This window comes from Rhizobium sp. BR 317 (genome assembly GCF_047445835.1).
Taxonomy (GTDB): Bacteria; Pseudomonadota; Alphaproteobacteria; order Rhizobiales; family Rhizobiaceae; genus Rhizobium; species Rhizobium paranaense.
The window spans coordinates 327226-351456 of record NZ_JARWLB010000001.1; the positions used below are offsets into that span (position 1 = coordinate 327226).

General features: G+C 59.7%; 21 protein-coding genes and 3 tRNA genes. 12 read left to right on the forward strand and 12 right to left on the reverse strand.

Annotated features, from left to right (window positions below; all coding sequences use genetic code 11):
• Positions 1 to 21: 21 nt before the first annotated feature.
• Together QD357_RS01575 and QD357_RS01580 are read left to right on the forward strand one after the other, a co-directional pair.
• A tRNA-Glu gene (locus QD357_RS01575) sits at positions 22 to 96 on the forward strand.
• A gap of 119 nt (positions 97 to 215) precedes the next feature.
• Positions 216 to 290: transfer RNA gene (locus QD357_RS01580), tRNA-Glu, on the forward strand.
• 62 nt (positions 291 to 352) lie between these two features.
• Here the strand turns inward: QD357_RS01580 and recJ are convergent.
• The 4 genes from recJ to QD357_RS01600 form a co-directional block, all read right to left on the reverse strand.
• Complete coding sequence (gene recJ, locus QD357_RS01585) at positions 353 to 2158, reverse strand: single-stranded-DNA-specific exonuclease RecJ (protein WP_107107909.1); 1806 nt, start codon at positions 2156 to 2158, stop codon at positions 353 to 355.
• Between the two features lie 58 nt (positions 2159 to 2216).
• Entirely contained in the window at positions 2217 to 3536 is a 1320-nt protein-coding gene (locus QD357_RS01590; protein WP_107107908.1) for a homoserine dehydrogenase, read from the reverse strand.
• A 60-nt stretch (positions 3537 to 3596) separates the two neighbouring features.
• Complete coding sequence (locus QD357_RS01595; RefSeq protein ID WP_107107907.1) at positions 3597 to 4817, reverse strand: LL-diaminopimelate aminotransferase; 1221 nt, start codon at positions 4815 to 4817, stop codon at positions 3597 to 3599.
• Between the two features lie 223 nt (positions 4818 to 5040).
• Positions 5041 to 5502 carry a hypothetical protein gene (locus QD357_RS01600; protein ID WP_107107906.1) on the reverse strand — a complete coding sequence of 154 codons (462 nt, stop codon included), beginning with the start codon at positions 5500 to 5502 and terminating at the stop codon, positions 5041 to 5043.
• 158 nt (positions 5503 to 5660) lie between these two features.
• Here QD357_RS01600 and phaC point away from each other — a divergent pair, with 158 nt between their 5' ends.
• The 7 genes from phaC (at position 5661) to QD357_RS01635 (ending at position 12687) form a co-directional block, all read left to right on the forward strand.
• The gene (gene phaC / locus QD357_RS01605) at positions 5661 to 7502 is read left to right on the forward strand and encodes a class I poly(R)-hydroxyalkanoic acid synthase (RefSeq protein ID WP_107107905.1); all 1842 of its coding nucleotides are present in this window, start codon (positions 5661 to 5663) and stop codon (positions 7500 to 7502) included.
• Between the two features lie 13 nt (positions 7503 to 7515).
• Positions 7516 to 8265, forward strand: a complete 750-nt coding sequence (gene sfsA / locus QD357_RS01610) for a DNA/RNA nuclease SfsA (RefSeq protein ID WP_107107904.1) — start codon at positions 7516 to 7518, stop codon at positions 8263 to 8265.
• 2 nt (positions 8266 to 8267) lie between these two features.
• Complete coding sequence (gene map / locus QD357_RS01615; RefSeq protein ID WP_107107903.1) at positions 8268 to 9104, forward strand: type I methionyl aminopeptidase; 837 nt, start codon at positions 8268 to 8270, stop codon at positions 9102 to 9104.
• Positions 9105 to 9146: 42 nt separating this feature from the next.
• Positions 9147 to 9959 carry a RadC family protein gene (gene radC, locus QD357_RS01620; protein WP_414124013.1) on the forward strand — a complete coding sequence of 271 codons (813 nt, stop codon included), beginning with the start codon at positions 9147 to 9149 and terminating at the stop codon, positions 9957 to 9959.
• Between the two features lie 258 nt (positions 9960 to 10217).
• Entirely contained in the window at positions 10218 to 10814 is a 597-nt protein-coding gene (locus QD357_RS01625) for a dual specificity protein phosphatase family protein (RefSeq protein ID WP_107107901.1), read from the forward strand.
• Positions 10815 to 10918: 104 nt separating this feature from the next.
• A complete protein-coding gene (gene sthA / locus QD357_RS01630) occupies positions 10919 to 12322 on the forward strand; it encodes a Si-specific NAD(P)(+) transhydrogenase (protein ID WP_107107900.1) in 1404 nt (467 codons plus the stop codon).
• Positions 12323 to 12552: 230 nt separating this feature from the next.
• A complete protein-coding gene (locus QD357_RS01635) occupies positions 12553 to 12687 on the forward strand; it encodes a hypothetical protein (protein ID WP_414123940.1) in 135 nt (44 codons plus the stop codon).
• Between the two features lie 142 nt (positions 12688 to 12829).
• Here QD357_RS01635 and tig read toward each other — a convergent pair whose 3' ends face one another.
• The 4 genes from tig to QD357_RS01655 form a co-directional block, all read right to left on the reverse strand.
• Positions 12830 to 14329, reverse strand: coding sequence for a trigger factor (gene tig, locus QD357_RS01640; RefSeq protein WP_107108135.1), 1500 nt, complete (start codon positions 14327 to 14329; stop codon positions 12830 to 12832).
• A 277-nt stretch (positions 14330 to 14606) separates the two neighbouring features.
• Positions 14607 to 14691, reverse strand: a tRNA-Leu gene (locus QD357_RS01645).
• A gap of 144 nt (positions 14692 to 14835) precedes the next feature.
• Positions 14836 to 15453: a GDYXXLXY domain-containing protein gene (locus tag QD357_RS01650; protein ID WP_107107899.1), complete on the reverse strand. Its 618-nt coding sequence runs from the start codon at positions 15451 to 15453 to the stop codon at positions 14836 to 14838.
• Complete coding sequence (locus QD357_RS01655; RefSeq protein WP_107107898.1) at positions 15450 to 16604, reverse strand: DUF2157 domain-containing protein; 1155 nt, start codon at positions 16602 to 16604, stop codon at positions 15450 to 15452. The genes QD357_RS01650 and QD357_RS01655 overlap by 4 nt, the downstream gene beginning before the upstream one ends.
• Before the next feature lie 908 nt (positions 16605 to 17512).
• Here QD357_RS01655 and QD357_RS01660 point away from each other — a divergent pair.
• The 3 genes from QD357_RS01660 (at position 17513) to trmFO (ending at position 19770) form a co-directional block, all read left to right on the forward strand.
• Positions 17513 to 17659, forward strand: coding sequence for a DUF1127 domain-containing protein (locus tag QD357_RS01660; RefSeq protein WP_107107897.1), 147 nt, complete (start codon positions 17513 to 17515; stop codon positions 17657 to 17659).
• A gap of 316 nt (positions 17660 to 17975) precedes the next feature.
• On the forward strand, positions 17976 to 18119 hold the full coding sequence (locus QD357_RS01665; RefSeq protein WP_065091553.1) for a DUF1127 domain-containing protein: 144 nt from the start codon (positions 17976 to 17978) through the stop codon (positions 18117 to 18119).
• Positions 18120 to 18333: 214 nt separating this feature from the next.
• A complete protein-coding gene (trmFO, locus tag QD357_RS01670) occupies positions 18334 to 19770 on the forward strand; it encodes a methylenetetrahydrofolate--tRNA-(uracil(54)-C(5))-methyltransferase (FADH(2)-oxidizing) TrmFO (RefSeq protein ID WP_107107896.1) in 1437 nt (478 codons plus the stop codon).
• 7 nt (positions 19771 to 19777) lie between these two features.
• On the opposite strand, the gene QD357_RS01675 is transcribed toward trmFO, so the two are convergent.
• The 4 genes from QD357_RS01675 to secDF all read right to left on the reverse strand — a co-directional run bounded on the left by QD357_RS01675 (position 19778) and on the right by secDF (position 24121).
• Positions 19778 to 20239 (reverse strand): hypothetical protein, encoded by a 462-nt coding sequence (locus QD357_RS01675; RefSeq protein WP_107107895.1) that lies wholly within the window; start codon positions 20237 to 20239, stop codon positions 19778 to 19780.
• A 75-nt stretch (positions 20240 to 20314) separates the two neighbouring features.
• Entirely contained in the window at positions 20315 to 21175 is an 861-nt protein-coding gene (locus tag QD357_RS01680) for a phytoene/squalene synthase family protein (protein ID WP_107107894.1), read from the reverse strand.
• A 17-nt stretch (positions 21176 to 21192) separates the two neighbouring features.
• A complete protein-coding gene (locus tag QD357_RS01685) occupies positions 21193 to 21579 on the reverse strand; it encodes an Mth938-like domain-containing protein (RefSeq protein WP_107107893.1) in 387 nt (128 codons plus the stop codon).
• 4 nt (positions 21580 to 21583) lie between these two features.
• Complete coding sequence (secDF, locus tag QD357_RS01690; protein WP_107107892.1) at positions 21584 to 24121, reverse strand: protein translocase subunit SecDF; 2538 nt, start codon at positions 24119 to 24121, stop codon at positions 21584 to 21586.
• Between the last annotated feature and the right edge of the window lie 110 nt (positions 24122 to 24231).

A 24231-nucleotide genomic window follows, 5' to 3' on the forward strand; every position in this document is an offset into this window, starting at 1 on the left:
ATATGATCGCAAGCGCAGCCTGCGCCCTTCGTCTATCGGTTAGGACGACAGATTCTCATTCTGTAAAGAGGGGTTCGACTCCCCTAGGGCGTACCAACAGGACCCATTCCGAGCTTTTCCACAATTGCCTCGAAAAATCCGCCTCTACCCGTAGATTTTTCTCGATTTTCCGCTTGCGAGAACAAAAGGTGCTGACTATAAGGGCGCCACAGCACGCGCCCTTCGTCTATCGGTTAGGACGACAGATTTTCATTCTGTAAAGAGGGGTTCGACTCCCCTAGGGCGTGCCACTGCTTCCCTTCCCTAAAACTCTGATTTCTCTGTGCTAAAGCGGCGATTTTCCGTTCGCAGTTCACGGCGCCTTGGCGGCATCCATTACGCGCAACTGCACGCGCCTTGCGCCCTGCCAATGATCGGCACCGAGCGTGCCGGCGATGTGGATCTGTGATCCGCGGGAGGAGAGCAGAAGCTCCCCGAGGGGCGTTTCAACGGCGCGGAAAGCGATGCCGTCGAGGCGGCCGCCATCCTGGGCTTCCAGGGTGATCTTGATGTGAGATTGGCCGACGAGGCGTGAATCACGCAGGCGGTGGCTTGGAAGGGCGAAAATCGGCTGTGGGTGACCGGAGCCGTAGGGGCCGGCGGTTTCGAGCTGGTCGACCAGCTCCACCGTCGCACCGCCGGCACCGAGCGCGCCATCGATCTTCAGTGTTTCATTGGCGACGAGGCCGGCGACTTGTCTTTCTGCCTTCTCGGTGAAGAAGGCGCGGAGTTTGCCGAGATTGGCGCGCTCGACCGTCAGGCCCGCCGCCATGGCATGACCGCCGCCCTTGACGAGCAGGCCGGCGTCGACGGCGGCGCGCACCATGCGGCCCATGTCGAAACCGTTGATCGAGCGCCCGGAGCCCGTGCCCCGCCCCATCCTATCAAAAGCAATGGCAAAAGCCGGGCGACGGAACTTGTCCTTTAGCCGCGAGGCAATCAGACCGACGATGCCGGGATGCCAGCTTTCCCGCGCCGTGACGATGACGGAGGCTCCGTCGCCATTGCCATATTCGGCCAGCGCTTCGGCTTCCGCCTCCTGCAGCATGGCGGCTTCCATCGCCTGGCGCTCGCGATTGAGCTCGTCCAGCTTCTCGGCGATCGTCTCGGCCTCGGAGGCAACGTCGAGCGTCAGCAGCCGGGCGCCAAGCGCCGCATCGCCGATACGCCCGCCGGCATTGATGCGCGGGCCGATCATGAAACCAAAGTGATAAGGGCTTACGGGGCCGCCGAGCCCAGCTTTTCGAAACAGAGCGGCAAGGCCGGGATTGCCCTGATGGCGCGCTGCGATCAGGCCTTTGACGACGTAGGCGCGGTTCAGCCCCTTCAGGGGTACGACATCGCAAACCGTCGCCAGGGCGACGATATCGAGCCAGGCAAGCAGGTCCATGGAGCGGACCCGGGCATCGCCTGCCTCGCGCAACTGCCGCAGGGCCGCAACCAAAACCAGGAAGACAACGCCGGCGGCGCAGAGATGTCCCTGCCCCGACAGATCATCCTCCCGATTCGGATTGACCAGCGCGTGGCAATGCGGCAGCTCATGCGCAACCTGATGATGATCGATGACGACGACGTCGATATTGCGAGCCTTCGCCGCTTCCAGCGATTCGAAGCTGGTGGAACCACAATCGACGGTAACGATCAACGTTGCGCCGTTATCGATGAGTTGGTTGATGGCAACCGGATTCGGGCCATAGCCTTCAAAGATGCGGTCTGGAATATAGATGCTGGCCGTCACGCCGAAATGAGTGAGAAAACGATAGAGCAGCGCCGAGGATGCTGCGCCGTCGACATCGTAATCACCGAAGATCGCGACCGTCTCGCCCGTTTTGATGGCGCGCAGCAGGCGTTGCGCCGCCTTCTCGCAGTCTGTCAGCAGATGGGGGTCGGGCATCAGGCTGCGGATCGTGGGATCGAGGAAGGCCATGGCCTCTTCGAGGCCGACGCCGCGGCCGGCTAGAACGCGGGCGATCAGATCCGGCAGTCCATGAGTTTGAGCGATGGCCAGCGCCCGGTTCTGGCCGGCCTGGTCGAGCCGGGAAATCCAGCGGTTGCCGGAGACGGAGCGTTCGACGCCCAGAAATGCCCGCTGCACAGGATCTGCCGGCTGTTCCACCATCTCTCCCAGAATTGGAAGGCCCATTCCGATTTGTCGGAACGGGCCTTGGTCGTCAGAATTATTCCTTCGGCCGCTCGATGCGGATGACCTGCGGCTCGCCGACGAGGTAGCCCTCGGTCTTGATTGCGGCGACGGCCTTGCGCACCGAATCCTCCGTCGTCGCATGGGTAACGAGGATGATCGTCTGATGATGAGCCGGGGCCAGGTGCTGCGTTGCACGCTGCACGATCGATTCCAGCGAGATGTGGTTTTCCGCCATGCGGGTCGCGACGCTGGCGAAAACGCCGGTGCGGTCGAGAACGGTCAGGCGGATGAAGTAGCCGCCTTCGTGGCTCTGCATCTGCGCCTTGCGATAGGGTTCCAACGCCTTCGCCGGATGACCGAGCACCGGCACGCGCTGCGCACCCGGCTGGCTCTTGGCGATGTCGGCGATATCGCCGAGCACGGAGGAAGCCGTCGCATTGCCGCCGGCGCCAGGGCCGACCATCAGCAGTTCGCCGAGAATATCCGATTCGACCGCGACGGCATTGGTGACGCCGTCGACCTGGGCGATGACCGATTCGAGCGGCACCATGGTCGGGTGAACGCGCTGTTCAATGCCGGTCTCAGTGCGCTGGGCGACGCCGAGCAACTTGATGCGATAACCGAGGTCGGCAGCGGCGCGGATATCCTCGATGGAGATATTGGTGATCCCCTCGAGATAGATATCGTCGGCCGCGATGCGGTTGCCGAAGGCAAGCGTCGTCAGGATGGCGAGCTTATGCGCCGTGTCGTTGCCCTCGATGTCGAAGGCCGGATCAGCTTCGGCATAACCGAGACGCTGGGCTTCCTTCAGGCAATCGGCGAAGGACAGGCCCTCTTTCTCCATCCGGGTCAGGATGTAGTTGCAGGTGCCGTTCATGATGCCGTAGACGCGCGAGATCGTGTTGCCGGTCAGGGATTCACGCAGCGCCTTGATGATGGGAATGCCGCCGGCGACCGCCGCTTCGAAGTTAAGCAGCGCGCCCTTCTCTTCGGCAATCTCGGCCAGTTCGACGCCATGATAGGCAAGGAGCGCCTTGTTGGCGGTGACGACATGCAGGCCGCGGGCAAGGGCTGCGCGCACGGCGGCATTGGCCGCCCCTTCGGCACCGCCGATCAATTCGACGAAGACGTCGATGTCGGCCTTCTGCGCCAGATCGACCGGACCACCGAACCATTCGATGCCGGTAAGGTCGATACCACGATCCTTGCTGCGATCGCGGGCCGTGACGGCGACGATCTTGACGGGACGGCCGCAGGTAACGGCAAGCTCGTTGGCGCGGCTCTGAATGATACGGACAAGCGAGGCACCAACGGTGCCCAAGCCCGCAATGCCGATTTTGAGGGCATCTGCCATGAGGAATTCCTGATCAATGTCTTGGGGCACGGCAGCCGCGAAAACGGCTGCCGTGAAAAATTAGGAGCGATGGGCGTTCAGTGAAATCACATTATGCATGGTCTCATCCGCGGTGGAGAGGAAGCGCTTCAAATTGCGCGCCGCCTGACGGATGCGATGCTCGTTCTCGACCAACGCGATGCGGACGTAATCGTCGCCCTGCTCGCCGAAGCCGATGCCGGGCGCCACTGCGATATCGGCCTTCTCGACCAGAAGCTTCGAGAATTCCAACGAACCGAGATGACGGAATTTTTCCGGGATCTTCGCCCAGGCAAACATCGTCGCTGCCGGCGGCGGCACATCGAAGCCGGCCTTGCCGAAGCTGTCGACCAGCACGTCGCGGCGGCGCTTATAGATGTTGCGAACTTCCGCGATATCGGAGCCGTCACCGTTCAGCGCATGCGTCGCCGCCACCTGGATCGGCGTGAAGGCACCGTAATCGAGGTAGGATTTGACGCGCGTCAAAGCCGCGATCAGACGCTCGTTGCCGACGGCGAAGCCCATGCGCCAACCGGGCATGGAGAAGGTCTTCGACATCGAGGTGAACTCGACCGTGACGTCCATCGCGCCCGGAACTTCCAGGACGGACGGCGGCGGATCGTCGTTGAAGTAGATTTCCGAATAGGCAAGATCCGACAGCACGATGATGTCGTGCTTCTTGGCGAAGGCGACGACTTCCTTGTAGAAATCCAGCGTCGCAACATAGGCCGTCGGGTTGGACGGATAGTTGAGAATCAGTGCCAGCGGCTTCGGGATCGAATGGCGCACGGCCCGTTCCAGCGGCGGGAAGAAGCTGTCGTCCGGTTCGACCTGCATCGAGCGGATAACGCCACCAGCCATCAGGAAGCCGAAGGCATGGATCGGATAGGTCGGGTTCGGGCACAGGATAACGTCGCCCGGCGCCGTGATCGCCTGCGCCATGTTGGCGAAGCCTTCCTTGGAGCCGAGGGTGGCGACCACCTGCGTATCCGGATTGAGCTTGACGCCGAAGCGGCGGGCATAATAGGCGGCCTGCGCGCGGCGCAGACCGGGAATGCCCTTGGATGAGGAATAGCGATGCGTGCGCGGGTCCTGGACCACTTCGCAGAGCTTGTCGACGATGGCCTTGGGGGTCGGAAGGTCCGGATTGCCCATGCCGAGGTCGATGATGTCGGCCCCGCCCGCTCGCGCGCTGGCCTTCAAACGGTTGACCTGTTCGAAGACGTAGGGCGGCAAGCGCCGGACTTTATGAAACTCTTCCATTTCTTTCCCCATGGGACAGCGGCCCTTACAACCGCAATGAAGTTCGTCAATCTCTCGGTGAGCCGCGATACGAACTCCGGAATCGCGGCGCCGCAACTATACTGACGCGAAGGATACGGTGAATCTTTGGCGGTTATAGACGCAATCTACTATCAACCCAGGAAGAAACATCGAAATTCAGCCTAGCTGAACGCTTTGCGTCCAAATCGCCTCAAACGCAAGGCTAATTCTGCGTCGGCGCGGGCGTCTGGCTGGGCTCGGCGCTCTGCTGCTGAATTTCCGACAACGTATCCTGGCCGTGTTCGGCGGCGAGCTTGCGCATCTCGGCCACGCGTTTCTGATATTCGGCGTCGGTAATCGTGCCGGCCTTGTGCTGTGCACCGAGCGCCGTCAATTGCTTGCCGATATCGGCCGCCTGCTGGTCGTTGATCTGGACATTCGCCGCCGTCGGGGGAGCGTTGAAGGAGGGGTAACCGTCCTTGTAGTGCTGCTGCGTGTTGCCCTCGTCGACCGGCTTGCCCTCGGCGGACTTGACGACCACAGCCTGTGGGGCCTGCTTGCTCTTGGCAAAGGCCGCCTTTTCCTCAGGCGTCGTGCAGCCGGCAAGCGCCAGCGCGAGAATGCCGCACAAAGCACCGCAGAGTACGGAATACCGGTTGAGTCTTGCCACCATGCCGCCGCCCATATTGTCGTCCTGCTCTATTCCTTGCCGTGGGTTGCGACTGTTAAATTTGTCGCAGCGGCAAAGCAAGAGCAGGGTTGCGTTTCATTCGACTTGTATTCCTTTTCCAGCAAGATGTACAAATGGAAAACAAAAGTGAGCTGCCGCCGGGAGGATGATGCGTGACCGACAGCAAGCGGGACAACAGTGATAGCCACGGCACCTTTCCCGGCTTCGACCCGAAGTCGGTCGAGCCTTACATTGTCAAAGACCCCGAGGCGATGGCCGTCAACTTTGCCCGTGCGTTGGAAAATCTCGGCAAGGCCGCTTCCGCATGGCTTGCGCCACGCGAGCGCGGCGAGAAGATCGACACCGTCGCCGATCCGATGACCGATATCGTCAAGACGCTCTCCAAGGTCAGCGAATACTGGCTTTCCGATCCACGCCGGACATTGGAGGCGCAGACCTATCTGCTATCCGGCTATTTCGGCCTGTGGACGAAAACCATGCAGCGGCTCAGCGGCGATTCGGCTGCCGAGGCTGAACCGGTGAAGGACAGACGCTTCGCCGACGAGGATTGGCAGAAAAATCCTTTCTTCGATTTCCTGCGTCAGACCTATCTCCTGACCGCCGGCTGGGCGGACAAGCTGGTCACCGATGCCGAAGGGCTGGACGAGCACACGCGCCACAAGGCCTCCTTCTACACCAAGCAGATCACCGCGGCGCTGTCGCCGACCAATTTCGTCGCCACCAATCCGCAGCTCTACCGCGAGACCGTCGCGTCCAATGCGGAAAACCTGGTGCGCGGCATGAAGATGTTTGCCGAGGATATCAGCGCCGGCCGCGGCGAATTGCGGTTGCGCCAGACCGATATGACGAAATTCGCTGTCGGACGGGACATGGCACTGACGCCGGGCAAGGTGATCGCGCAGAGCGACGTCTGCCAGGTCATTCAATATGAGGCGGCAACGGACAAGGTGTTGAAGCGGCCGCTGCTGATCTGCCCGCCCTGGATTAACAAATTCTACATTCTCGATCTCAATCCGCAGAAATCCTTCATCAAATGGTGTGTCGAACAGGGGCACACCGTCTTCGTCATCTCCTGGGTGAACCCGGATGAGCGCCACGCGGCCAAGGATTGGACGTCCTATGCGCGCGAAGGCATCGATTTCGCGCTGGATACGATCGAGAAGGCAACTGGAGAGAAAGAGGTCAACGCCGTCGGCTATTGCGTCGGCGGTACGCTGCTGGCGGCAACGCTCGCCCTGCATGCCAAGGAAAAGAACAAGCGTATCCGCACCGTGACCTTTCTGACCACGCAGGTCGACTTCACCTTTGCCGGCGATCTCAAGGTCTTCGTCGATGAGGAGCAAATCTCGTCGCTGGAAGAGCAGATGAAGGCGGTCGGCTATCTCGAAGGTTCGAAAATGGCGACGGCCTTCAACATGCTGCGCGCCTCCGAGCTGATCTGGCCTTATTTCGTCAACAGCTATTTGAAGGGCCAGGAACCCCTGCCCTTCGATCTCCTCTTCTGGAACGCCGATTCCACACGAATGGCCACAGCCAACCATTCGTTTTATCTGCGCAATTGCTATCTCGACAACGCTCTGAGCCAAGGCAAGATGGTGCTCGACGGCAAAAAGCTGTCTCTGAAGGACGTCAAGATACCCGTCTACAATCTGGCGACACGCGAGGACCACATCGCGCCGGCCAAATCCGTCTTCATCGGCAGCCAGTTCTTCGGTGGGCCGGTGGAATTCGTGGTGACTGGCTCCGGTCATATCGCCGGCGTCGTTAACCCGCCGGACAAGCACAAATACCAGTTCTGGACGGGCGGCGCGGTCAAGGGTGACTATGATCAATGGCTGGGCGAAGCCAAGGAGACGCCAGGCTCCTGGTGGCCGCATTGGCTCGAATGGATCAAGAGCAACGACAGCCGTATGGTGCCCGCTCGCAAGCCCGGTGGCGCAGCATTGAACGCCATCGAAGAAGCACCCGGCAGCTTCGTCATGGAGCGCGCCTAAGCGGCTGTTATCCATGCTGTTCAACCCGCCCCTCGTCCCCGCGCGGCTGATCGCCCGCTATAAACGCTTCCTTTTCGATGCCGAACTGGAGAGCGGCGAGATCATCACCGGCTCTTGCCCGAACACAGGCTCGATGCAAGGCCTGACGACACCGGGTTCGCGCATCTGGCTTTCAGAACACGAAAGTCCGAAGCGCAAATATCGTCACGTCTTCGAACTGATCGAGGCCGATGGCACCACGGTCGGGGTCAATACCGCCATGCCGAACCGGCTGGCTGCGGAAGCGATCGCTCTCCGCCAGATTTCCGACCTCGGCGATTACACGACCCTGCGGCGCGAGCAAAATTATGGTCGCAATTCCCGCATCGACCTGCTCTTGACCGACCCTTTGCGGACGACCACCTATGTCGAAGTCAAGAATGTACATTTCATGCGCCAGCCGGGCCTTGCCGAATTTCCCGATACGGTGACAGCCCGCGGCGCCAAGCATCTCGAAGAACTCGGCGATATGGCGGAAGCGGGATACCGCGCCGTCATGCTGTTCGTGATCCAACGGCACGACTGCCAGCGCTTTCGTGTTTGCTGCGATCTCGACACGGTTTACGCGGCAGCCTTCGAGCGAGCTTTGAAACGCGGCGTCGAAGTCTACGCGTTGAAATGCAGGGTTTCGTCGACGGAAATAACGCCGGCTGGGTTGATCCCGATAGACGAACCCGGCATAGCTGCATTAAATACCAGTATAAAGATTTCTGCTGAAGGCTGATCATGGTGAATTACATCGAAGCGGCAACGGCGCCGTCGAAGAATACAGGTGCCATCCGCCTCTACGGCCCGGATGCTTTCGCAGGAATGCGCAAGGCATGCCAGTTGACTGCACGCTGCCTAGACGAACTGGCTGCCGTTGTCGGGCCCGGCGTACCGACCGACGTCATCGACCGCTTCGTCTTCGAGTTCGGCATGGATCACGGCGCCTATCCGGCGACGCTGAACTATCGCGGCTATATGAAATCCTCCTGCACGTCGATCAATCACGTCGTCTGCCACGGCATACCCAATGACAAGCCGCTGCGCGACGGCGATGTCGTCAATATCGATGTGACCTATGTGCTCGACGGCTGGCATGGAGATTCCAGCCGCATGTATCCTGTCGGCGAGATCAAGCGCTCGGCGGAACGGCTGCTGGAAGTGACCTATGAATCGCTGATGCGCGGCATTGCCGCCGTTCGCCCCGGTGCCCGGACCGGAGCCATTGGCGAGGCGATCCAGACCTATGCCGAAGCGGAGCGCTGCTCCGTCGTCCGGGACTTCTGCGGCCATGGCGTCGGCAGCCTCTTCCATGATTCACCGAACATCCTGCATTACGGCCGCGCCAGCGAAGGCCCGGAACTGCGCGAAGGCATGATCTTCACCATAGAGCCGATGATCAATCTCGGACGACCGCATGTGAAAGTGCTTGGCGACGGCTGGACGGCGGTCACGCGCGACCGCTCGCTGTCGGCGCAGTATGAGCACACTGTCGGCGTCACCGCCACGGGCTGCGAGATCTTCACCCTGTCGCCCGGCGGCCTCGACCGTCCCGGCCTGCCGCCGCTGCAGGGGTAATAGATGGCGAAGCGCCCCGCTTCCTCTTCCGGACATGGCGACATGACCGTCGATAGCGGCGGGGCGGCGGATGATCTTGAAGACGCATCGCTTTTCGACGAGCGGCTGTTTTTCGCCCATCAACCCGCCAAAGCCGCGCTGCGCGATAAACCGGCAAAACCGCCGAGCACGCCGGCCAATGCCGAGGCTCACTATCACGGCCATCGCGAAAGGCTGCGCAATCGCTATCGCGATGGCGGCGATGCGGCGCTTGCCGATTACGAAATCCTAGAACTCCTGCTGTTTCGGCTGATTCCGCGCCGCGACACCAAGCCAATTGCCAAGGCGCTGCTTGCCCGTTTCGGCACGCTTGGCGGTGTCTTCGGCGCGCCGACCAATCTGCTGCAGGAAATCAGCGGCGTCGGCGAAGCCGTGGCCCTTGACCTGAAGCTGGTGGCGAGCGTTGCGCAGCGCATGCTGAAAAGCGAGCTGACGGGCAAGCCGGTGCTCTCCTCCTGGAAGGCTCTGATCGACTATTGCCACGCAGCAATGGCGCACGAGGCGCGCGAACAGTTTCGCATCCTGTTTCTCGACAAGCGCAATGCCCTGATCGCCGACGAGGTGCAGGGTTTGGGTACGGTCGACCATACGCCGGTCTATCCGCGCGAGGTGGTCAGGCGGGCGCTCGAACTCTCGGCCACCGCCGTGATTCTCGTCCACAACCATCCCTCCGGGGACTCCACCCCTTCGCGCGCCGATATCGAGATGACGAAGACGATCATCGACACGGCCGGTCCTTTGGGTATCACCGTTCACGATCATATTATCATCGGCAAGAACGGCCATGTCAGCTTCAGAGCGCTGCGATTGGTCTGAATCGGCCTCCCAGATACATTCAGACATTAGAATATTATTGCACTATATTGTTTTTATTCTACCTTAAGATGCGAGTAGCGCTCTGGAGGCGCTGAAGCGTCGATCGTTTCCAGCCTCCCGATATCTCCTCCACTTTTAAGGTAATTGTCAGGATGTTCTGACAAAACGATAATGCCTCCAGATCGGCGCGTTTGTCGGGGGAAGCGGTTGTTTTATTTGCGCCTTATCCGCCCGAGGTTCGGCGTATCCGGAGACTGCATGCAAAAGACGTCCTCGACGCTTTCTCAACGTCTGCGCCGTATCGGCCGCGGTGTTCTTTTTGCATTGTCTCCCTTCGCGCTGATCGCCTGCGGTTTCTACGCCCATATGCTCTGGACGACGAATTTTCATCCCGTCATCGCAGGAGAGGTCTACCGCTCGTCTCAGCCGTCGCCGGCGACGATCGCCGAATTTCAGAAGCAGTATGGCATCAAGACCATCATAAACTTGCGCGGCGAAAACAACGGTCGCACCTGGTATGACAACGAAATCGCCCAGGCGAAGGAACTCAATATCAACCACATCGACTTCAAGATGTCTGCCAGTCGCGAACTGACCCGGGAGCAAGCAGCTCAACTCGTCCAGATCATGCGCGATGCACCGAAGCCGTTGTTAATTCATTGCCAAGCCGGCGCAGACCGCACGGGGCTTGCCTCGGCCCTCTATCTCGCTGCTATCGCCAAAGCCGGCGAAGCGGTTTCGGAACGTCAGATGTCGATCATCTACGGACATCTGCCACTTTCCTTTACCGATGCCTATGCCATGGACCGGACTTTCGAAAAGCTCGAGCCTTGGCTTGGCCTTTCCAGCTCCTGATCATTTCCTGTTAGATAATCTGTAACATTGAGCGGCTACCGGTTGACGGGCAGCATGTTGCGTTGCGACATTGATTCTATAAATTTCAGCACCCGAGGCTTCCGATGGACCGATTCGATCTCATAGTCGTGGGCAGTGGCCCCGCAGGCCGCAGAGGCGCCATTCAGGCCGCCAAGCTCGGCAAGAGGGTGCTGGTCATCGAACAAGGGAAGCGGGTCGGTGGTGTTTCCGTCCATACCGGCACTATTCCATCGAAGACGCTGCGTGAAACCGCGCTCAATCTCTCCGGCTGGCGCGAGCGCGGCTTCTACGGCCGCGCCTATCGCGTAAAGCAGGAAATCAGCGCCTCGGACTTGCGGCGCCGCCTGTTGATCACTCTCGACCATGAAGTCGAAGTGCTGGAGCATCAATTCGCCCGCAATCGCGTGCATCACATTCGCGGCAAGGCAAGCTTCGTCGATCCGCAGACCATGCAGGTCGTCAAGGACGACGGCGAAGTGATCCATGTCACCGGCGCCAGCATCCTGCTCGCGGTCGGCACCAAGCCCTTCCGTCCGGATTACATGCCCTTCGACGGCAGGACCGTTCTCGACAGCGACGAGCTGCTGGAGATCGAGGAGCTGCCACGTTCGATGGTCGTCATCGGCGCCGGCGTCATCGGCATCGAATATGCGACGATCTTCAGTGCGCTCGACACGCAGGTGACGCTGATCGATCCGAAATCGACGATGCTCGACTTCATCGACAAGGAAATCGTCGAGGACTTCATCTATCAGCTACGCGACCGCAACATGAAACTGCTGCTGGGGCAAAAGGCCGAAAAGGTCACCCGGCAGGACGGCAAAGTGGAGCTGTTGCTGGACAATGGCCGCCACATCGTCACCGACATGGTGTTGTTTGCGGCCGGCCGCATGGGTGCTACCGATACGCTCAATCTGGCGGCGGCCGGTCTGGAGGCGGACAATCGCGGCCGCCTCAGCGTCAATCCCGAGACCTTTGCCACCAACGTCCCCCACATCTTCGCGGCCGGCGATGTCGTCGGTTTTCCGAGCCTTGCCTCGACGTCGATGGAACAGGGCCGTATCGCTGCGCGCGTCGCCGTCGGCGCCATCGCCAAGGAGCCGCCGAAATACTTTCCCTACGGCATCTACGCCGTGCCGGAAATCTCCACCTGCGGCCTTACCGAGGAAGAGGTCAAGGAACGCCATATTCCCTATGAATGCGGCATCGCCCGTTTTCGCGAAACGTCCCGCGGCCATATCATGGGCCTCGATACCGGCCTCTTGAAGATGATCTTCTCGCTAAAGACCCGCCGCCTGCTCGGCGTTCACATCGTCGGCGAAGGCGCGACCGAACTCGTCCACATCGGCCAGGCGGTGTTGAACCTCAAAGGCACGGTCGAATATTTCGTCGAAAACACCTTCAACTACCCGACGCTCGCCGAAGCCTACAAAATCGCAGGCCTCGATGCGTGGAACCGGATGGGCGATATCAAGTCGGAGCTTTGAGGGGTCTCCGCAGTTGTCGAGACAGTCCCCTCTCCCCGCCTGCGGGGAGAGGGTTAGGGTGAGGGGCATTTCTCGGGGACACTCAGTTTGCGTGGCCCTAAATCGGAAACGACACAGATAGCCCAAAGCTTTGGTCCGAACCGCGCGACCGTCAACGGCTTTATGTTCGTTCGGCAATATCCCACTGGACCATACTTTGCCGATTTCGCCCCAGGGAGAAACGTCTCGCTGTGGAACTCGATGGAAGCCAGCATCTCGATAGTTCTCGGGATCTACGGCGCGATGCCTTTATGAATGAGGAAGACTGGTCGTCGTTAGCTTTTGGAATGTCGATGTCCTTATCGCGATATCGAAACAGACCATAGGTCTCCAGCAAGCCTATAGCTCTGCCCCTCACCCCAGCCCTCTCCCCGCAGGCGGGGAGAGGGAGCTTTTCTTTTCTCCAACCAACAAAAAAGGCCCCGCCGCGAACGGCAGGGCCTGATTTCGTTACGGAAGAGAACCGAGTTATTCGGCGCTGTCTTCAGCAGCCTTCTTCTTCGGAGCGGCCTTCTTCTTTGGAGCAGCGGCAACTTCTTCGCCTTCGGCGGCAGCTTCGGTTGCTTCAGCCTTGGCAGCAGCCTTCTTCTTCGGAGCAGCTTTCTTTGCTGCCGGCTTGTCTTCGGTTTCGGCTTCGTCGTCAGCCAGCAGCGCTTCCTTGGAAACGGTCTTGTCGGTGACGTCGACTTCGGTCAGCAGGTGGTCGATGACCTTTTCTTCGAAGATCGGCGCGCGCAGGTTGGCGGAAGCGCCGGGCGTGTTGCGGAAGAATTCCAGGATTTCCTTTTCCTGGCCCGGGAACTGCTGAAGCTGCGAATAGAGCGCGCGCTGCATTTCGTCTTCGCTCACTTCAACGCCGGCCTTTTCGCCGATTTCGGAAAGAACGAGGCCCAGGCGAACGCGGCGTTCAGCGAGCTTGCGATATTCTTCGCGTGCCTTTTCTTCCGTCGTGTCTTCGTCTTCGAAGGTCTTGCCCGATTCATCCAGATCGGTCTGGATCTGGCGCCAGATGCTGGCGAATTCGGCGTCAACCAGCTTCTGCGGGGTGTCGAACTGGTACATCTCGTCGAGCTGGTCGAGGATCTGGCGCTTGACCTTCTGGCGGGTAACAGAGCCGTACTGGCTTTCGATCTGGCCGCGGACGATTTCCTTCAGGCGGTCGGCGGATTCGAGGCCGAGCTTGGAGGCGAGTTCGTCGTTGATTTCGATATCGCCGGGAGCAGCAACTTCCTTCACCTTGATGTCGAAGGTGGCTTCCTTGCCGGCAAGGTTCTTGGCCGGGTATTCGGCCGGGAACGTTACGGTGATGGTCTTCTCGTCGCCAGCCTTGAAGCCAACGAGCTGCTCTTCGAAGCCCGGGATGAAGCGGTTGGAGCCGAGGACGAGCTGAGCGTCTTCGTCCTTGCCGCCGTCGAAGGCAACGCCGTCAACCTTGCCGAGATAGTCGATGGTAACGCGGTCGCCATTGGCGGCCTTGCCCTTCTTCGTCTCGTAGCTACGCGCGCTTTCGGCGATCTTGAGGATCTGTTCGGTGACTTCGTCCTCAGCGATTTCAGCGACTTCGCGGGTAACCTTGATGCCCTTGACGGACTTCAGTTCGATCGCCGGGATGACTTCATAGGAGAGCGTGAATTCGAAATCGGCCTGAGCGGCGAGGATCTTTTCAGCCTCGTCCTTGTCCTCGGTCATTGCGATTTCCGGCTGGGTTGCCGACTTTTCGCCGCGCTCAGTCAGGATTGCCGGCGGCTGGTCACGAACGATCTCGTTGACGAGGTCGGCCATGATCGACTTGCCATAGACCTTCTTCAGATGCGCAACCGGCACCTTGCCCGGACGGAAACCGTTGATACGGACCTTGTCCTTGACCTCGGCCAGGCGCTCGTTCATGCGAACTTCCATGTCCTTGGCCGGGATGACCACCTTGATTTCGCGCTTCAGCCCTTCAGCGAGCGTTTCGATAACCTGCATTGTCCTACCTTCATTCATGGCGGCCGTGCCCAGACAGCCGTTCGTTTCGATGAGCACGACGCCGGAAAATCCCGAGCGTGGCTTGCATGCAATTCCTCATCATTCTGCTAGAGCGCCGCGCGTTCGAACGAACGCGCAAAAGGTCGCTCTCCCCTCTCGGAATCTAGGGCATCTTGTCCACTTTCCACTAGAAAGCGGGATGCTCTAGGCAAAATGGCGCCTCCAACAGCGGGTCAGGAGACAGGCCGTTAAGCCTCTCCCGTCCACAAGGCAGCCTTGGTGCGGGTAGAGAGACTTGAACTCCCACGCCTTGCGGCACCAGAACCTAAATCTGGCGTGTCTACCAATTTCACCATACCCGCGTTCCCAAAAGCATACGGCAATGCCTGCCCATGAGGCCTTCCGGAGCGCGGCGTCTCTATATCACCCGTTTTAAACCACGCAAAGGAAAAATGACGGTTCCACGACCGTCCATGGACCTTGTTTGGTTTTCTGCGGAAACCCGGTCAGTAAAGCGGCTCTTCGTAGACGGATTTACCGTCCAGGAGCAGGCTTCTGATATGCGCTTCGCCATCCGCCGAGACGCGGGCGGCAATGGCGACGCGGTCCTGATTGCGCGCATCCTCGATGGTGCGGCCCTCGCCTTCCGGCACATAATAGCGCTCGATGCCGTATGTGACTGGGATCGTCGCCGGCGGGGGCGCGCTATCGCCATAGGAAAAATAGTCGAAAGGCAGGGTTTTGAGAACGACGGTGTCCGGTTTCGGTTCCAATGGTCCAAAGGACGATTCGACAATGCCCCAATAGCCGTCATCCTGCTTTTTCAGGCGGACGGACAGAACCTGGTTTTGTCGGCTCTCCGGCGGCGCCCCGCCGATCAGGGTCGATACCGGCACCCGTGAAATATCGTAATTCAGCGTCACATAGTCGCCGCGCAGCAAATCGCGGGGATCGATCGGTGCGGTTTTCAACAGGACTTCGACGCCGCTCCTCAGGCCCCAAGCCCGTTCGCCAACCATATAGCCGAGGATGGCCGTCTGCAGCGCTGCGACAATAATGGCGGCGATCCACATGCGTCGGCTGAGATCGCGTGCAACGGTGCCCGTCTCGGCTGTCATCGTCATGCCTGCACCTCCTGACTCTCACTCCGCGGGCCATCATGATGGGAAAATCGCCGCTCAAGGCGAATGACCAGCCAGGCGGCGATGGCGACCAACACGCCGCAGATCAGGAAGAAGCCAGACGTGCCGATGATCGAACCGACAGTTTCGCTCGCGAGATAGAGGATCTCCCAGGCAAAAACAGCGTAGGCGAGATAGCGTACCGCACCGTTGTCGCGGCCGCTCAGAATGATCGCAACGACGGCACTTGCCAGCGTCGCGAAGGCGATCGCGATGAGAGGCAGCTTGTTTTCAACCCATATATTATTCTCAAAAATACCACTACCGATCTCCCCGTGGATTGCGAAGAGGCCGATGGCGGCGATGAGGAAGGAATAAAAGGCCGGCGCAGCACCGGCGGTCCGGGCGATCCGCATCAGGGGCGAAACCGGCAGGCTGACAGCCAGGAAGGCAATCATGCCGGCGGCGGCGAGCACGATAGCCGCGTGCAGGCTCTCATACTGCGCGAAAATCCATGTCAGCCAGCCGACAAGCATCAGATAGGCAAGATGCCGGGACCTCGGCGCATCGACGTATCTGACGAGAGCGATCAGCACGGCCGCCATAACCGGCGGCGCCCAGGGCATGAGGCCGTACCACTGGTCATAATGATCCCAAAGATAGAAGCCGCAAAAGCCCCAAGCCAGGAACCCGGCAAGAGCGACCTGCGCGCTTGAGCGGAACAACGCGGCGGCGATGCTGGCGATGGCGAACCAGACGATCATCATCATCAGTTCATCGCCGGACATATTATACATCTGGCCGACCAGCGACATGGCGCCGCCGAAACTCATCGTACCGAGAATCAGCACCGCCGAGGCCAGAATCGAGTGCCCGCGCACGAATGAATAGGCGCCGCCGAGATAAAAGGCCCAGATCATTGCTATAAGCCCGAAGAGCCTGATGATCCTTGGAATCGCCTCCCAATTCGACGCGACGAAAAGCAGGATCGCGACGCCGACCAGCAGCGCCGCCATGACGGCCAGCACGCGGCCGAGGCTGAAGCTTGCAGGACGGCTGTCATATTCGCTGAGAATCGCTGCCGCTGTCGGTGCGTCAACCAGCCCCTTGTCCACCCAGATCTTTATATCGCGTTCCAGCCTAGCCCGGTACATCGCGCGCCCCTGACAGCGATTCCCTCATCCCAGAGTGTCTTATCACATATTGAGGACCTTCGAGGTCGCTCTTTCGTGTCTCAGATCAGGGCGAGTTTTCAGCAAAGCCGCACCCCGTTAATGCGGGATTAAGGCTTCATGCCCTAGACTCACGGATTGCCCAAAGATACCGTCTCAAGCTATGCGCAATTGACATATCTCCCATGAAATTATTGCGCTGCACAAAAATCAAAAGTCATACTATTTTATAAGCATTGAAGGACGGCGGTGCCGCGCCGCTTCGGCGAAAGCCGGAAAGAGCCTGAGGATGTATTCCTCATACAGAATTCGGAGCCGCACACTCCTCCTCCCAGTGCGCTCCGATGGATTGACGACACTCCTCCTCCCAGTCGTCAATCACCACAAATGACGCCCACCGCATCCTCCTCCCGCGGTGGGCGTTATTTTTTTATCCAGTTAAATCGCTTAACTCCCGGAGAATCGCCCGACACAGTCGGCACGCTCCTTTTCTGCCGTCTAGGACATTGGAAGAGCGTAGAGAGTGCGGCGACGGGATTTTTTCGCTCACTGAATGCCCCGGCAAATGCTCCAAACCAGCAAGGCTTACGGGATGGCACGAATTGCCCCCGACGGCTGACAATATTGAGCAATTGCTCACGATCTACGCACAAGATCACAATCTCGACCGATATCCCGTCGAATGCTTGCTTTCATACTATTGCGATGTGCACATAAAGCAGTCACCCATTTAACCAAATCACCATAGTGAATTGCATCATACGCATAGGTGGCATGATGCATTCGCTCTTTTAGTTCTTGCAGCGCAGCATATATTCACAATCATCAGATCAAGGACGGAACCAATCGCGGAACCGGCGAGATCTCCAGACCCTCGAAAGGGATTTAAAATGAACCTGACCCGCTCTTTCAATAACTGGCGCAAGTATCGTCAGACCGTTAACGAACTCGGCCGCATGAGCACCCGCGAACTGCACGACCTCGGTATCGATCGTTCGGACATCCGTCGCGTAGCTCGCGAAGCCACCGGCCTCTAACTACCGGATTGGCTTCGCTAAATAGCGACAGCCTACACAACGCCCGTTGCGGACAACCGCGGCGGGCGTTCTTTTTTGCGTTGTTTTTTTGCCGTCATTCGCGCCTGCAGTAACCCTCAAGCTGCTTCAAGCCATGCGCCTCGCACAGGTCACATAAATTTTGGGCACTGATGGCTTTTTGGGCGTCATATTGCACAAATGCATAGCAGACGCATTTTATTTGCACTGCAAAATATTCGTGCGCGCGCCTATATAAGTGCCAAGCGCTGAGGCGGCAATCGTGCCGCTCGCAACTAGAATGACTAAGGACAAAACAATGAACCCGCTTCGTATCGCCAAGAACTGGATCAGCTACCGCCGCACCCTGAACGAGCTCGGCAACCTTTCCAGCCAGACCCTGTCGGATATCGGCGTTAGCCGCTACGAAATCCGCAATATCGCTTCCCGCTCTTTCCGTTAATACAACGGACCAAGTGGACTGCCTCAAGACGGCGCCCTTCGGCGCCGTTTTTGATTCCGGCGACTAAAGCGCACTGCGATCTTTCAGATTCGCTCTTTGCGCTTTAAGTTTTTGATCTTGCGCATGTCGTATCGCAAAACCGCAGCACACTTTTGCGCGAGATGCTCTAGCAAAGCAATTGGATCACCGGCGTGCCCGTGGTAATGACGCGCGCATGACAAATAGCAGCTCTTTTTCTCCCATCCATGTCATCGGCGGCGGTCTTGCCGGCTCGGAAGCCGCATGGCAGATCGCCAGCGCCGGCGTGCCCGTCATCCTGCACGAAATGCGCGGCGTGCGCGGCACCGAGGCACACAAGACCGACGAACTGGCGGAACTCGTCTGTTCCAACTCCTTCCGCTCCGATGATGCGACCAGCAATGCGGTCGGCGTCATCCATGCGGAAATGCGCTTGGCCGGCTCGCTGATCATGGCTTCGGCGGATAAGCATCAGGTTCCTGCCGGCGGCGCGCTGGCGGTGGATCGTGATGGATTTTCGGCGGCAGTCACACAGGCGATCGAAAGCCACCCGCTCATCACGATCGTGCGCGAAGAAATTCAAGGCCTGCCGCCGAAAGAGTGGGATCAGGCGATCATCGCCACCGGGCCGTTGACCGCACCGTCGCTTGCCGGCGCCATTCAGGCCGAGACCGGCGCGGACGCGCTTGCCTTTTTCGACGCCATCGCGCCGATCGTCTATCGCGACAGCATCAATATGGATATTTGCTGGTATCAGTCTCGCTACGACAAAGTCGGGCCGGGCGGCACGGGCAAGGACTATATCAACTGCCCCATGGACGAAGCCCAATATAACGCCTTCGTCGACGCCCTGATCGCCGGCGATGCCGTTGGCTTCAAGGAATGGGAAGGCACGCCCTATTTCGACGGCTGCCTGCCGATCGAAGTCATGGCCGAGCGCGGGCGCGAGACGCTGCGCCACGGACCGATGAAGCCGATGGGCCTGACCAATGCTCACAACCCCGGCGTCAAAGCCTATGCAGTCGTCCAGCTACGCCAGGACAATGCGCTCGGCACGCTCTACAACATAGTCGGTTTCCAGACGAAGCTGAAATATGGTGCGCAGGCCGAGATTTTCCGGCTGATCCCAGGCCTGGAGAATGCCGAATTCGCGCGGCTTGGCGGTCTGCACCGCAACACCTACATCAATTCGCCGACCCTGCTCGACCGCTCGCTGACGCTGAAATCGCGGCCGGGCCTGCGCTTTGCCGGCCAGATCACCGGCTGTGAGGGTTATGTCGAAAGCGCTAGCATCGGCCTGCTCGCCGGTCGCTTCGCCGCTGCCGAGCGCAAGGGCGAGTCACCGTCCCTGCCGCCGCACACGACGGCGCTGGGTTCGCTGCTCAATCACATTACCGGCGGCCATATCGTTTCCGATGAAGAGCCGGGCAAGCGCTCCTTCCAGCCGATGAATATCAATTTCGGGCTGTTTCCGGAATTGGAGCCGGGTTCGATCGTCAAGCCGGAGGGCGTCAAACGCTTTCGTGGCAAGGACAAGACGATCATGAAACGGCAACTGATCGCCAAGCGGGCGCTGGCGGATTGCGCCGGGTGGCTGGGCGTTCAGGCGCCGGCGATCACCAAAAGCGCCTGAGCCTTTCTCAGGCCTTTGCAGCCGGCTTGGTTGCCGAGGACTTGGGATCATCGCTCGCAACATAATTGCCGAGCAGCCAGAGCGAGACCTCGGCGGCGTCCGCGGGCGTGGCGAATTCGAATGTGCCGTTATGGTGTGGAGCGTCTAGGAAATCGACGGTCAAGCCGCGGCCAGTCCCCGAATCCTTGGCACGCGCCCTGCCCGGCTCGATCAGATGAACGGCAAAATGATTGCGCAGGCTCCGCATGAAGCCGGCCTTGTCATCATGCAGACGCACGAAAACCGCCTGGCCGTTGGCCGTGGTCTGCAATTGCCGGATCGCCTCCGTCGGAAAAGCGCGGCCGAATTCAAGAATGGCAAGACCGGTATCGTGCAAACCGTCCTCCTTGTTCTGCGACGCCATGCGCGTTGCGAAGAAGGCAAAGAAAACGACGATCGCAAAGAGTATACACCAGACGATGATGCCCATAGCGGCTCTCCTGGGATGCGGGCAGATGTTCAGCGGTCTCTATAGACCCCGAGACTTGCGCGAGCGTGGTCGATTTCAGATTTTCCGGGTCATGGAGGCGAGCGCCATGCGCATCTGCCGGCGCCATTGCGGCTGTAGGAAAGATTGCTCGAACACCTTGGCGCCCAGCGCCTGCGCGCGCTTCAGCACCGGCTCCGCCAAAACGACCGGCAGGAAAGCCGGAAACACCGCCGGCGAAATACCACCGGCAGCTCTCACCTTCGCCAGATGTTCGCGGCCGAGGCCGGCGAAAGCCTCAATGGCGGCGGAAATGCGTGCCTTGTCCTCGCCAGCGAGGAAGGCATTACGATCAAGGCCCGTTGCCGTCAAGATTTCCAACGGCAGATAGAGCTGCCCGCGGCGGCGGTGCAGCGGCATCAGCAACAGCAGCCCGGCAATCGCCTGTGCCACGCCGGCATGACCGGCGGCTTCCGCCGAGCGACGGGCATCCTCCGGCGACAGCACCAGGCTCGCGAGCTGAATCAGCGCCGACGCCGTCTCGCCGGCATAGCCTTCCAATATGCCGCGCGTTTCCATCGGGTCGTCGTAGAGATCGAAGATGCGCGCATCGATCATATCGATCAACGTTTGACGCGGCAGGCGATGCAGTTCGATCGCGGCAAGCAGCTCGGCTGCCACGGGATTGGCCGCGCTCGACCCATGCGCCTGCCCCTCGAGCAAATCGCGCCAATATTGCATGCGCACTTCGCCCGGCAATGGCTCGTGCACGAGATCGCGGATGCGCGCCAGCTCGGCATTGAAGGCGTAGAGTGCGGCGAGTGCGCCACGCTTATCCTCCGGTGCCAGCAGGCAAGCGAGATAACGATCACGATCGGTGTCGCGAAGCGTCGCCAGGCAAAGATCCTGGTTGCTACGGGGCGCAGCTAATGTCGTCATGCCCAGTCTGATCCTCGTCAAACGGCGATCAGCGCCGCGGCCACGGCGCGCGACTCGGACAGCATGATGTTGAATGTGCGCACCGCCGCTCCCGTATTCATCGAGTCGGAAGAAATCTGCTTGGCGCGCAACACCGCCCTCAGTTCTGAAGGCAAGGGCCGCAATTCCATGCCGGTGCCGACCAGCAGCACTTCGATCTCGGCAGCTTCATCGAGCACTTTCTGGAAATGCGCCGGCGTCAGTGCATCCTCCGACGTCATGTCCCAGCCATAGATGCCCGAGGGCAGGCAGAGCAGCGATCCGCGATGTGACATATCGGCAAACCGGAAGCCGCCATTGCCATAAGCGTCGATCGGTGCGCGGCCGGGAAAATGCGCGTTCCGTATTTCTATGCCTTTTGCCACTCTGTCACACCGCTGGTTTGCCTGATTGCACGTCGTTTCCTGCCTGTCCCTTGTTTTCACCGCCAGCCTGGAATTTGTCCGGGCGCAGCTTGAAGACGATCAGGACCGGGGCCGCAATATAGATCGACGAGAAGGTGCCGACCGCGACGCCGAAGAGTAAGACGAAGGTGAAGGAGCGGATCACCTCGCCGCCGAACATAGAGAGTGCAAGCAGCGCCAGCAAAGTCGTCGCCGAGGTCAGAACCGTGCGTGACAGCGTCTGATTGATCGAGGCGTCGATGAGAATCGGTAATGGCATCTGCGAATAGCGCCTCAGATTCTCACGCATCCGGTCATAGACCACGACCGTATCGTTCAACGAATAGCCGACGATGGTCAAAAGCGCGGCAATGCCCGTCATGTTGAATTCCATGCCGGTCAGCACGAAAAGGCCGAGCGTCAGGATGACGTCATGCAGTGTGGCGACGATCGCGCCAACCGCAAACTGCCATTCGAAACGCAGCCATATATAGACGAGGATCGCAGCCAGTGCCGCTAAAACCGCAAGCGAAGCCTTCGTGCTGATTTCGCCGGAGACGGCGGGGCCGACGACCTCGACACGGGAGAAATCGTAATCCTTGCCCAGTTCGTCGCGCACGAGGGTTACGGCCGATTGTTCGGCATTCTCGCCGCCCTGCTGCGCATGCACCCGGATCACTGCACTCAGCCGATCGTCCAGCCGTTCGACCTGCACATCGCCCGGAACCACGTTCTGCAGGCGCGATTGAATATTGGCCGGATCGACAACACCCTGCTTGGCGCGAACTTCGATGATCGACCCGCCGGTAAAATCGATGCCGAGATGCATGCCGATCGTTGCGAAGGCAAGCAGGGTTGCGACCGACAGCGCCGCCGACACCGTGAATGAATAGCGGCGGATACCCATGAAGCGAATGTTCGCGCCATCGAAGATGCCGCTTCGCACACCCGCCAGCAACACGCGCGGCTTGCGATGCGAAATCCAGGCGTCGACGAGGGAGCGCGTGACGAAACAGGCGGTGAAGAAGGTGGTGAAAACGCCGGTTATCAACGTTGCGGCAAAGCCGCGAACCGCGCCGCTGCTGACATAAAAGAGGATGGCGGCGACGATGAGCACCGTGAGATTGGCGTCGGCTACGGTGGCGGCCGCCCGGTTGAAGCCATGGCGCAACGCATCGACGAGAAGATGGGTCTTCTTTTCTTCTTCCCGGACGCGCTCGTAGATCAACACATTGGCGTCAAGCGCAATGCCGATGACGAGAACGATGGCGGCAATTCCAGGCAGGGTCAGCGTGATGCCGAAAAGCCCCATGATCGCCAGAACCATGATGATGTTGATGACAAGCGCAATCGTCGCGGCAACACCGAGCAAGCCATAGAAGCCGATCATCAGCGCGGCAACGAAAATACCGGCGGCAATGCAGGCGGTGATGCCAGAGCGCATCGTTTCATTGCCGAGGCCGGGCTTGATGGTCCGCTCTTCGACCGTGGTGAGCGTCGCGGGCAAAGGCCCGGACTTCAGCATGACGGCGAGATCCTGAGCGCCCTGCGCCGTGAAATCGCCGGGTATATCGATATCGCCCGTGGTGATTGCCGTCTTCAATGCGGCCGCCGAAATGACTTGATCGTCAAGCACGACAACGACATTCTTGCCGAGATTGGCAGCCGTCGCCTGCGCAAAACGGCTGGTCGCTTCCGCCGTCAATTTGACGGAGATATTGCCGTCATTGTTCTGGGTATTGGATACCGCAACGGCATCGGCAAAGTCGATATTCGAAAGGAGGGGCTGCTTCTGGACGAGATAGCCGACCGGCGGATCATCATCGGAAAACAGCACTTCCGAACCGGCAGGCGGTCGGCCATTGATGGCATCCTGCACCTGCATGGATTGATCGACCAGACGGAAACTGAGCTGGGCAGGCTGGTTTAGAAGGTTCTTCAGGCGCTGCGGATCGGCAAGGCCAGGCACCTGAATGATGACGCGATCCGCGCCCTGCCGGCGGATCATCGGCTCGCCGACGCCCAACTGAGCGATGCGATTGCGGATGACGTTGAGCGAGCGCGTCATGGATGCGGAGACACGCTCATTGATGCCGGCATCGGTGATATCGATGGTAAGGGCACCATTGTCGCCTTGCGACAAGGTCGCTTCCGCCTTGCCGCTGGTGATTGGCTTCAGGGCGTTAACCGCCGCCTGAACCTGAGCGGGATCATTGATGCGGAGCTGGATCTTCTGGCCGGTACCGGTCAGACCGGAATAGCTGATATTGACCGTGCGCAGCCTGGCGCTGATATCGCCGACCACAGTCTCCAGTCGATTCCGGACGACATCGCCACGCTCGATCTTCAGCATGATATGCGAGCCGCCCTGAAGATCGAGTCCGAGCCCGACTTTCCGTTGCGCGAACCATGCCGGAAAAGAAGAAAGCTGCTGATCACCGAGCAGATTGGGCACGGCAAGGAGAACGCTCAAGAGAACGGCGAACCAGATCAGGACGGTCTTCCACCAGGAGACGTGCAGCATCGCTCTCTCGAGTTTTGGCTTCTTACTGCGCCCCACAACCACCGGGGCGCATAAAGGCGCAGTAACACTTTGAATTTGCGCACAGTTCTCTACGAAAGTCGAATCCGATT

What these genes read in the sequence shown, in the direction of transcription:
- sthA (WP_107107900.1), top strand. Translation starts at nt 10,919, where the DNA reads ATGGACCGATTCGATCTCATAGTCGTGGGCAGTGGCCCCGCAGGCCGC.
- QD357_RS01590 (WP_107107908.1), bottom strand. Translation starts at nt 3,536, where the DNA reads ATGGCAGATGCCCTCAAAATCGGCATTGCGGGCTTGGGCACCGTTGGT.
- QD357_RS01595 (WP_107107907.1), bottom strand. Translation starts at nt 4,817, where the DNA reads ATGGAAGAGTTTCATAAAGTCCGGCGCTTGCCGCCCTACGTCTTCGAA.
- QD357_RS01660 (WP_107107897.1), top strand. Translation starts at nt 17,513, where the DNA reads ATGAACCTGACCCGCTCTTTCAATAACTGGCGCAAGTATCGTCAGACC.
- radC (WP_414124013.1), top strand. Translation starts at nt 9,147, where the DNA reads ATGACCGTCGATAGCGGCGGGGCGGCGGATGATCTTGAAGACGCATCG.
- QD357_RS01625 (WP_107107901.1), top strand. Translation starts at nt 10,218, where the DNA reads ATGCAAAAGACGTCCTCGACGCTTTCTCAACGTCTGCGCCGTATCGGC.
- trmFO (WP_107107896.1), top strand. Translation starts at nt 18,334, where the DNA reads ATGACAAATAGCAGCTCTTTTTCTCCCATCCATGTCATCGGCGGCGGT.
- QD357_RS01680 (WP_107107894.1), bottom strand. Translation starts at nt 21,175, where the DNA reads ATGACGACATTAGCTGCGCCCCGTAGCAACCAGGATCTTTGCCTGGCG.
- QD357_RS01650 (WP_107107899.1), bottom strand. Translation starts at nt 15,453, where the DNA reads ATGACGATGACAGCCGAGACGGGCACCGTTGCACGCGATCTCAGCCGA.
- secDF (WP_107107892.1), bottom strand. Translation starts at nt 24,121, where the DNA reads ATGCTGCACGTCTCCTGGTGGAAGACCGTCCTGATCTGGTTCGCCGTT.
- QD357_RS01655 (WP_107107898.1), bottom strand. Translation starts at nt 16,604, where the DNA reads ATGTACCGGGCTAGGCTGGAACGCGATATAAAGATCTGGGTGGACAAG.
- QD357_RS01600 (WP_107107906.1), bottom strand. Translation starts at nt 5,502, where the DNA reads ATGGGCGGCGGCATGGTGGCAAGACTCAACCGGTATTCCGTACTCTGC.
- tig (WP_107108135.1), bottom strand. Translation starts at nt 14,329, where the DNA reads ATGCAGGTTATCGAAACGCTCGCTGAAGGGCTGAAGCGCGAAATCAAG.
- map (WP_107107903.1), top strand. Translation starts at nt 8,268, where the DNA reads ATGGTGAATTACATCGAAGCGGCAACGGCGCCGTCGAAGAATACAGGT.
- sfsA (WP_107107904.1), top strand. Translation starts at nt 7,516, where the DNA reads ATGCTGTTCAACCCGCCCCTCGTCCCCGCGCGGCTGATCGCCCGCTAT.
- QD357_RS01675 (WP_107107895.1), bottom strand. Translation starts at nt 20,239, where the DNA reads ATGGGCATCATCGTCTGGTGTATACTCTTTGCGATCGTCGTTTTCTTT.
- recJ (WP_107107909.1), bottom strand. Translation starts at nt 2,158, where the DNA reads ATGGTGGAACAGCCGGCAGATCCTGTGCAGCGGGCATTTCTGGGCGTC.
- QD357_RS01665 (WP_065091553.1), top strand. Translation starts at nt 17,976, where the DNA reads ATGAACCCGCTTCGTATCGCCAAGAACTGGATCAGCTACCGCCGCACC.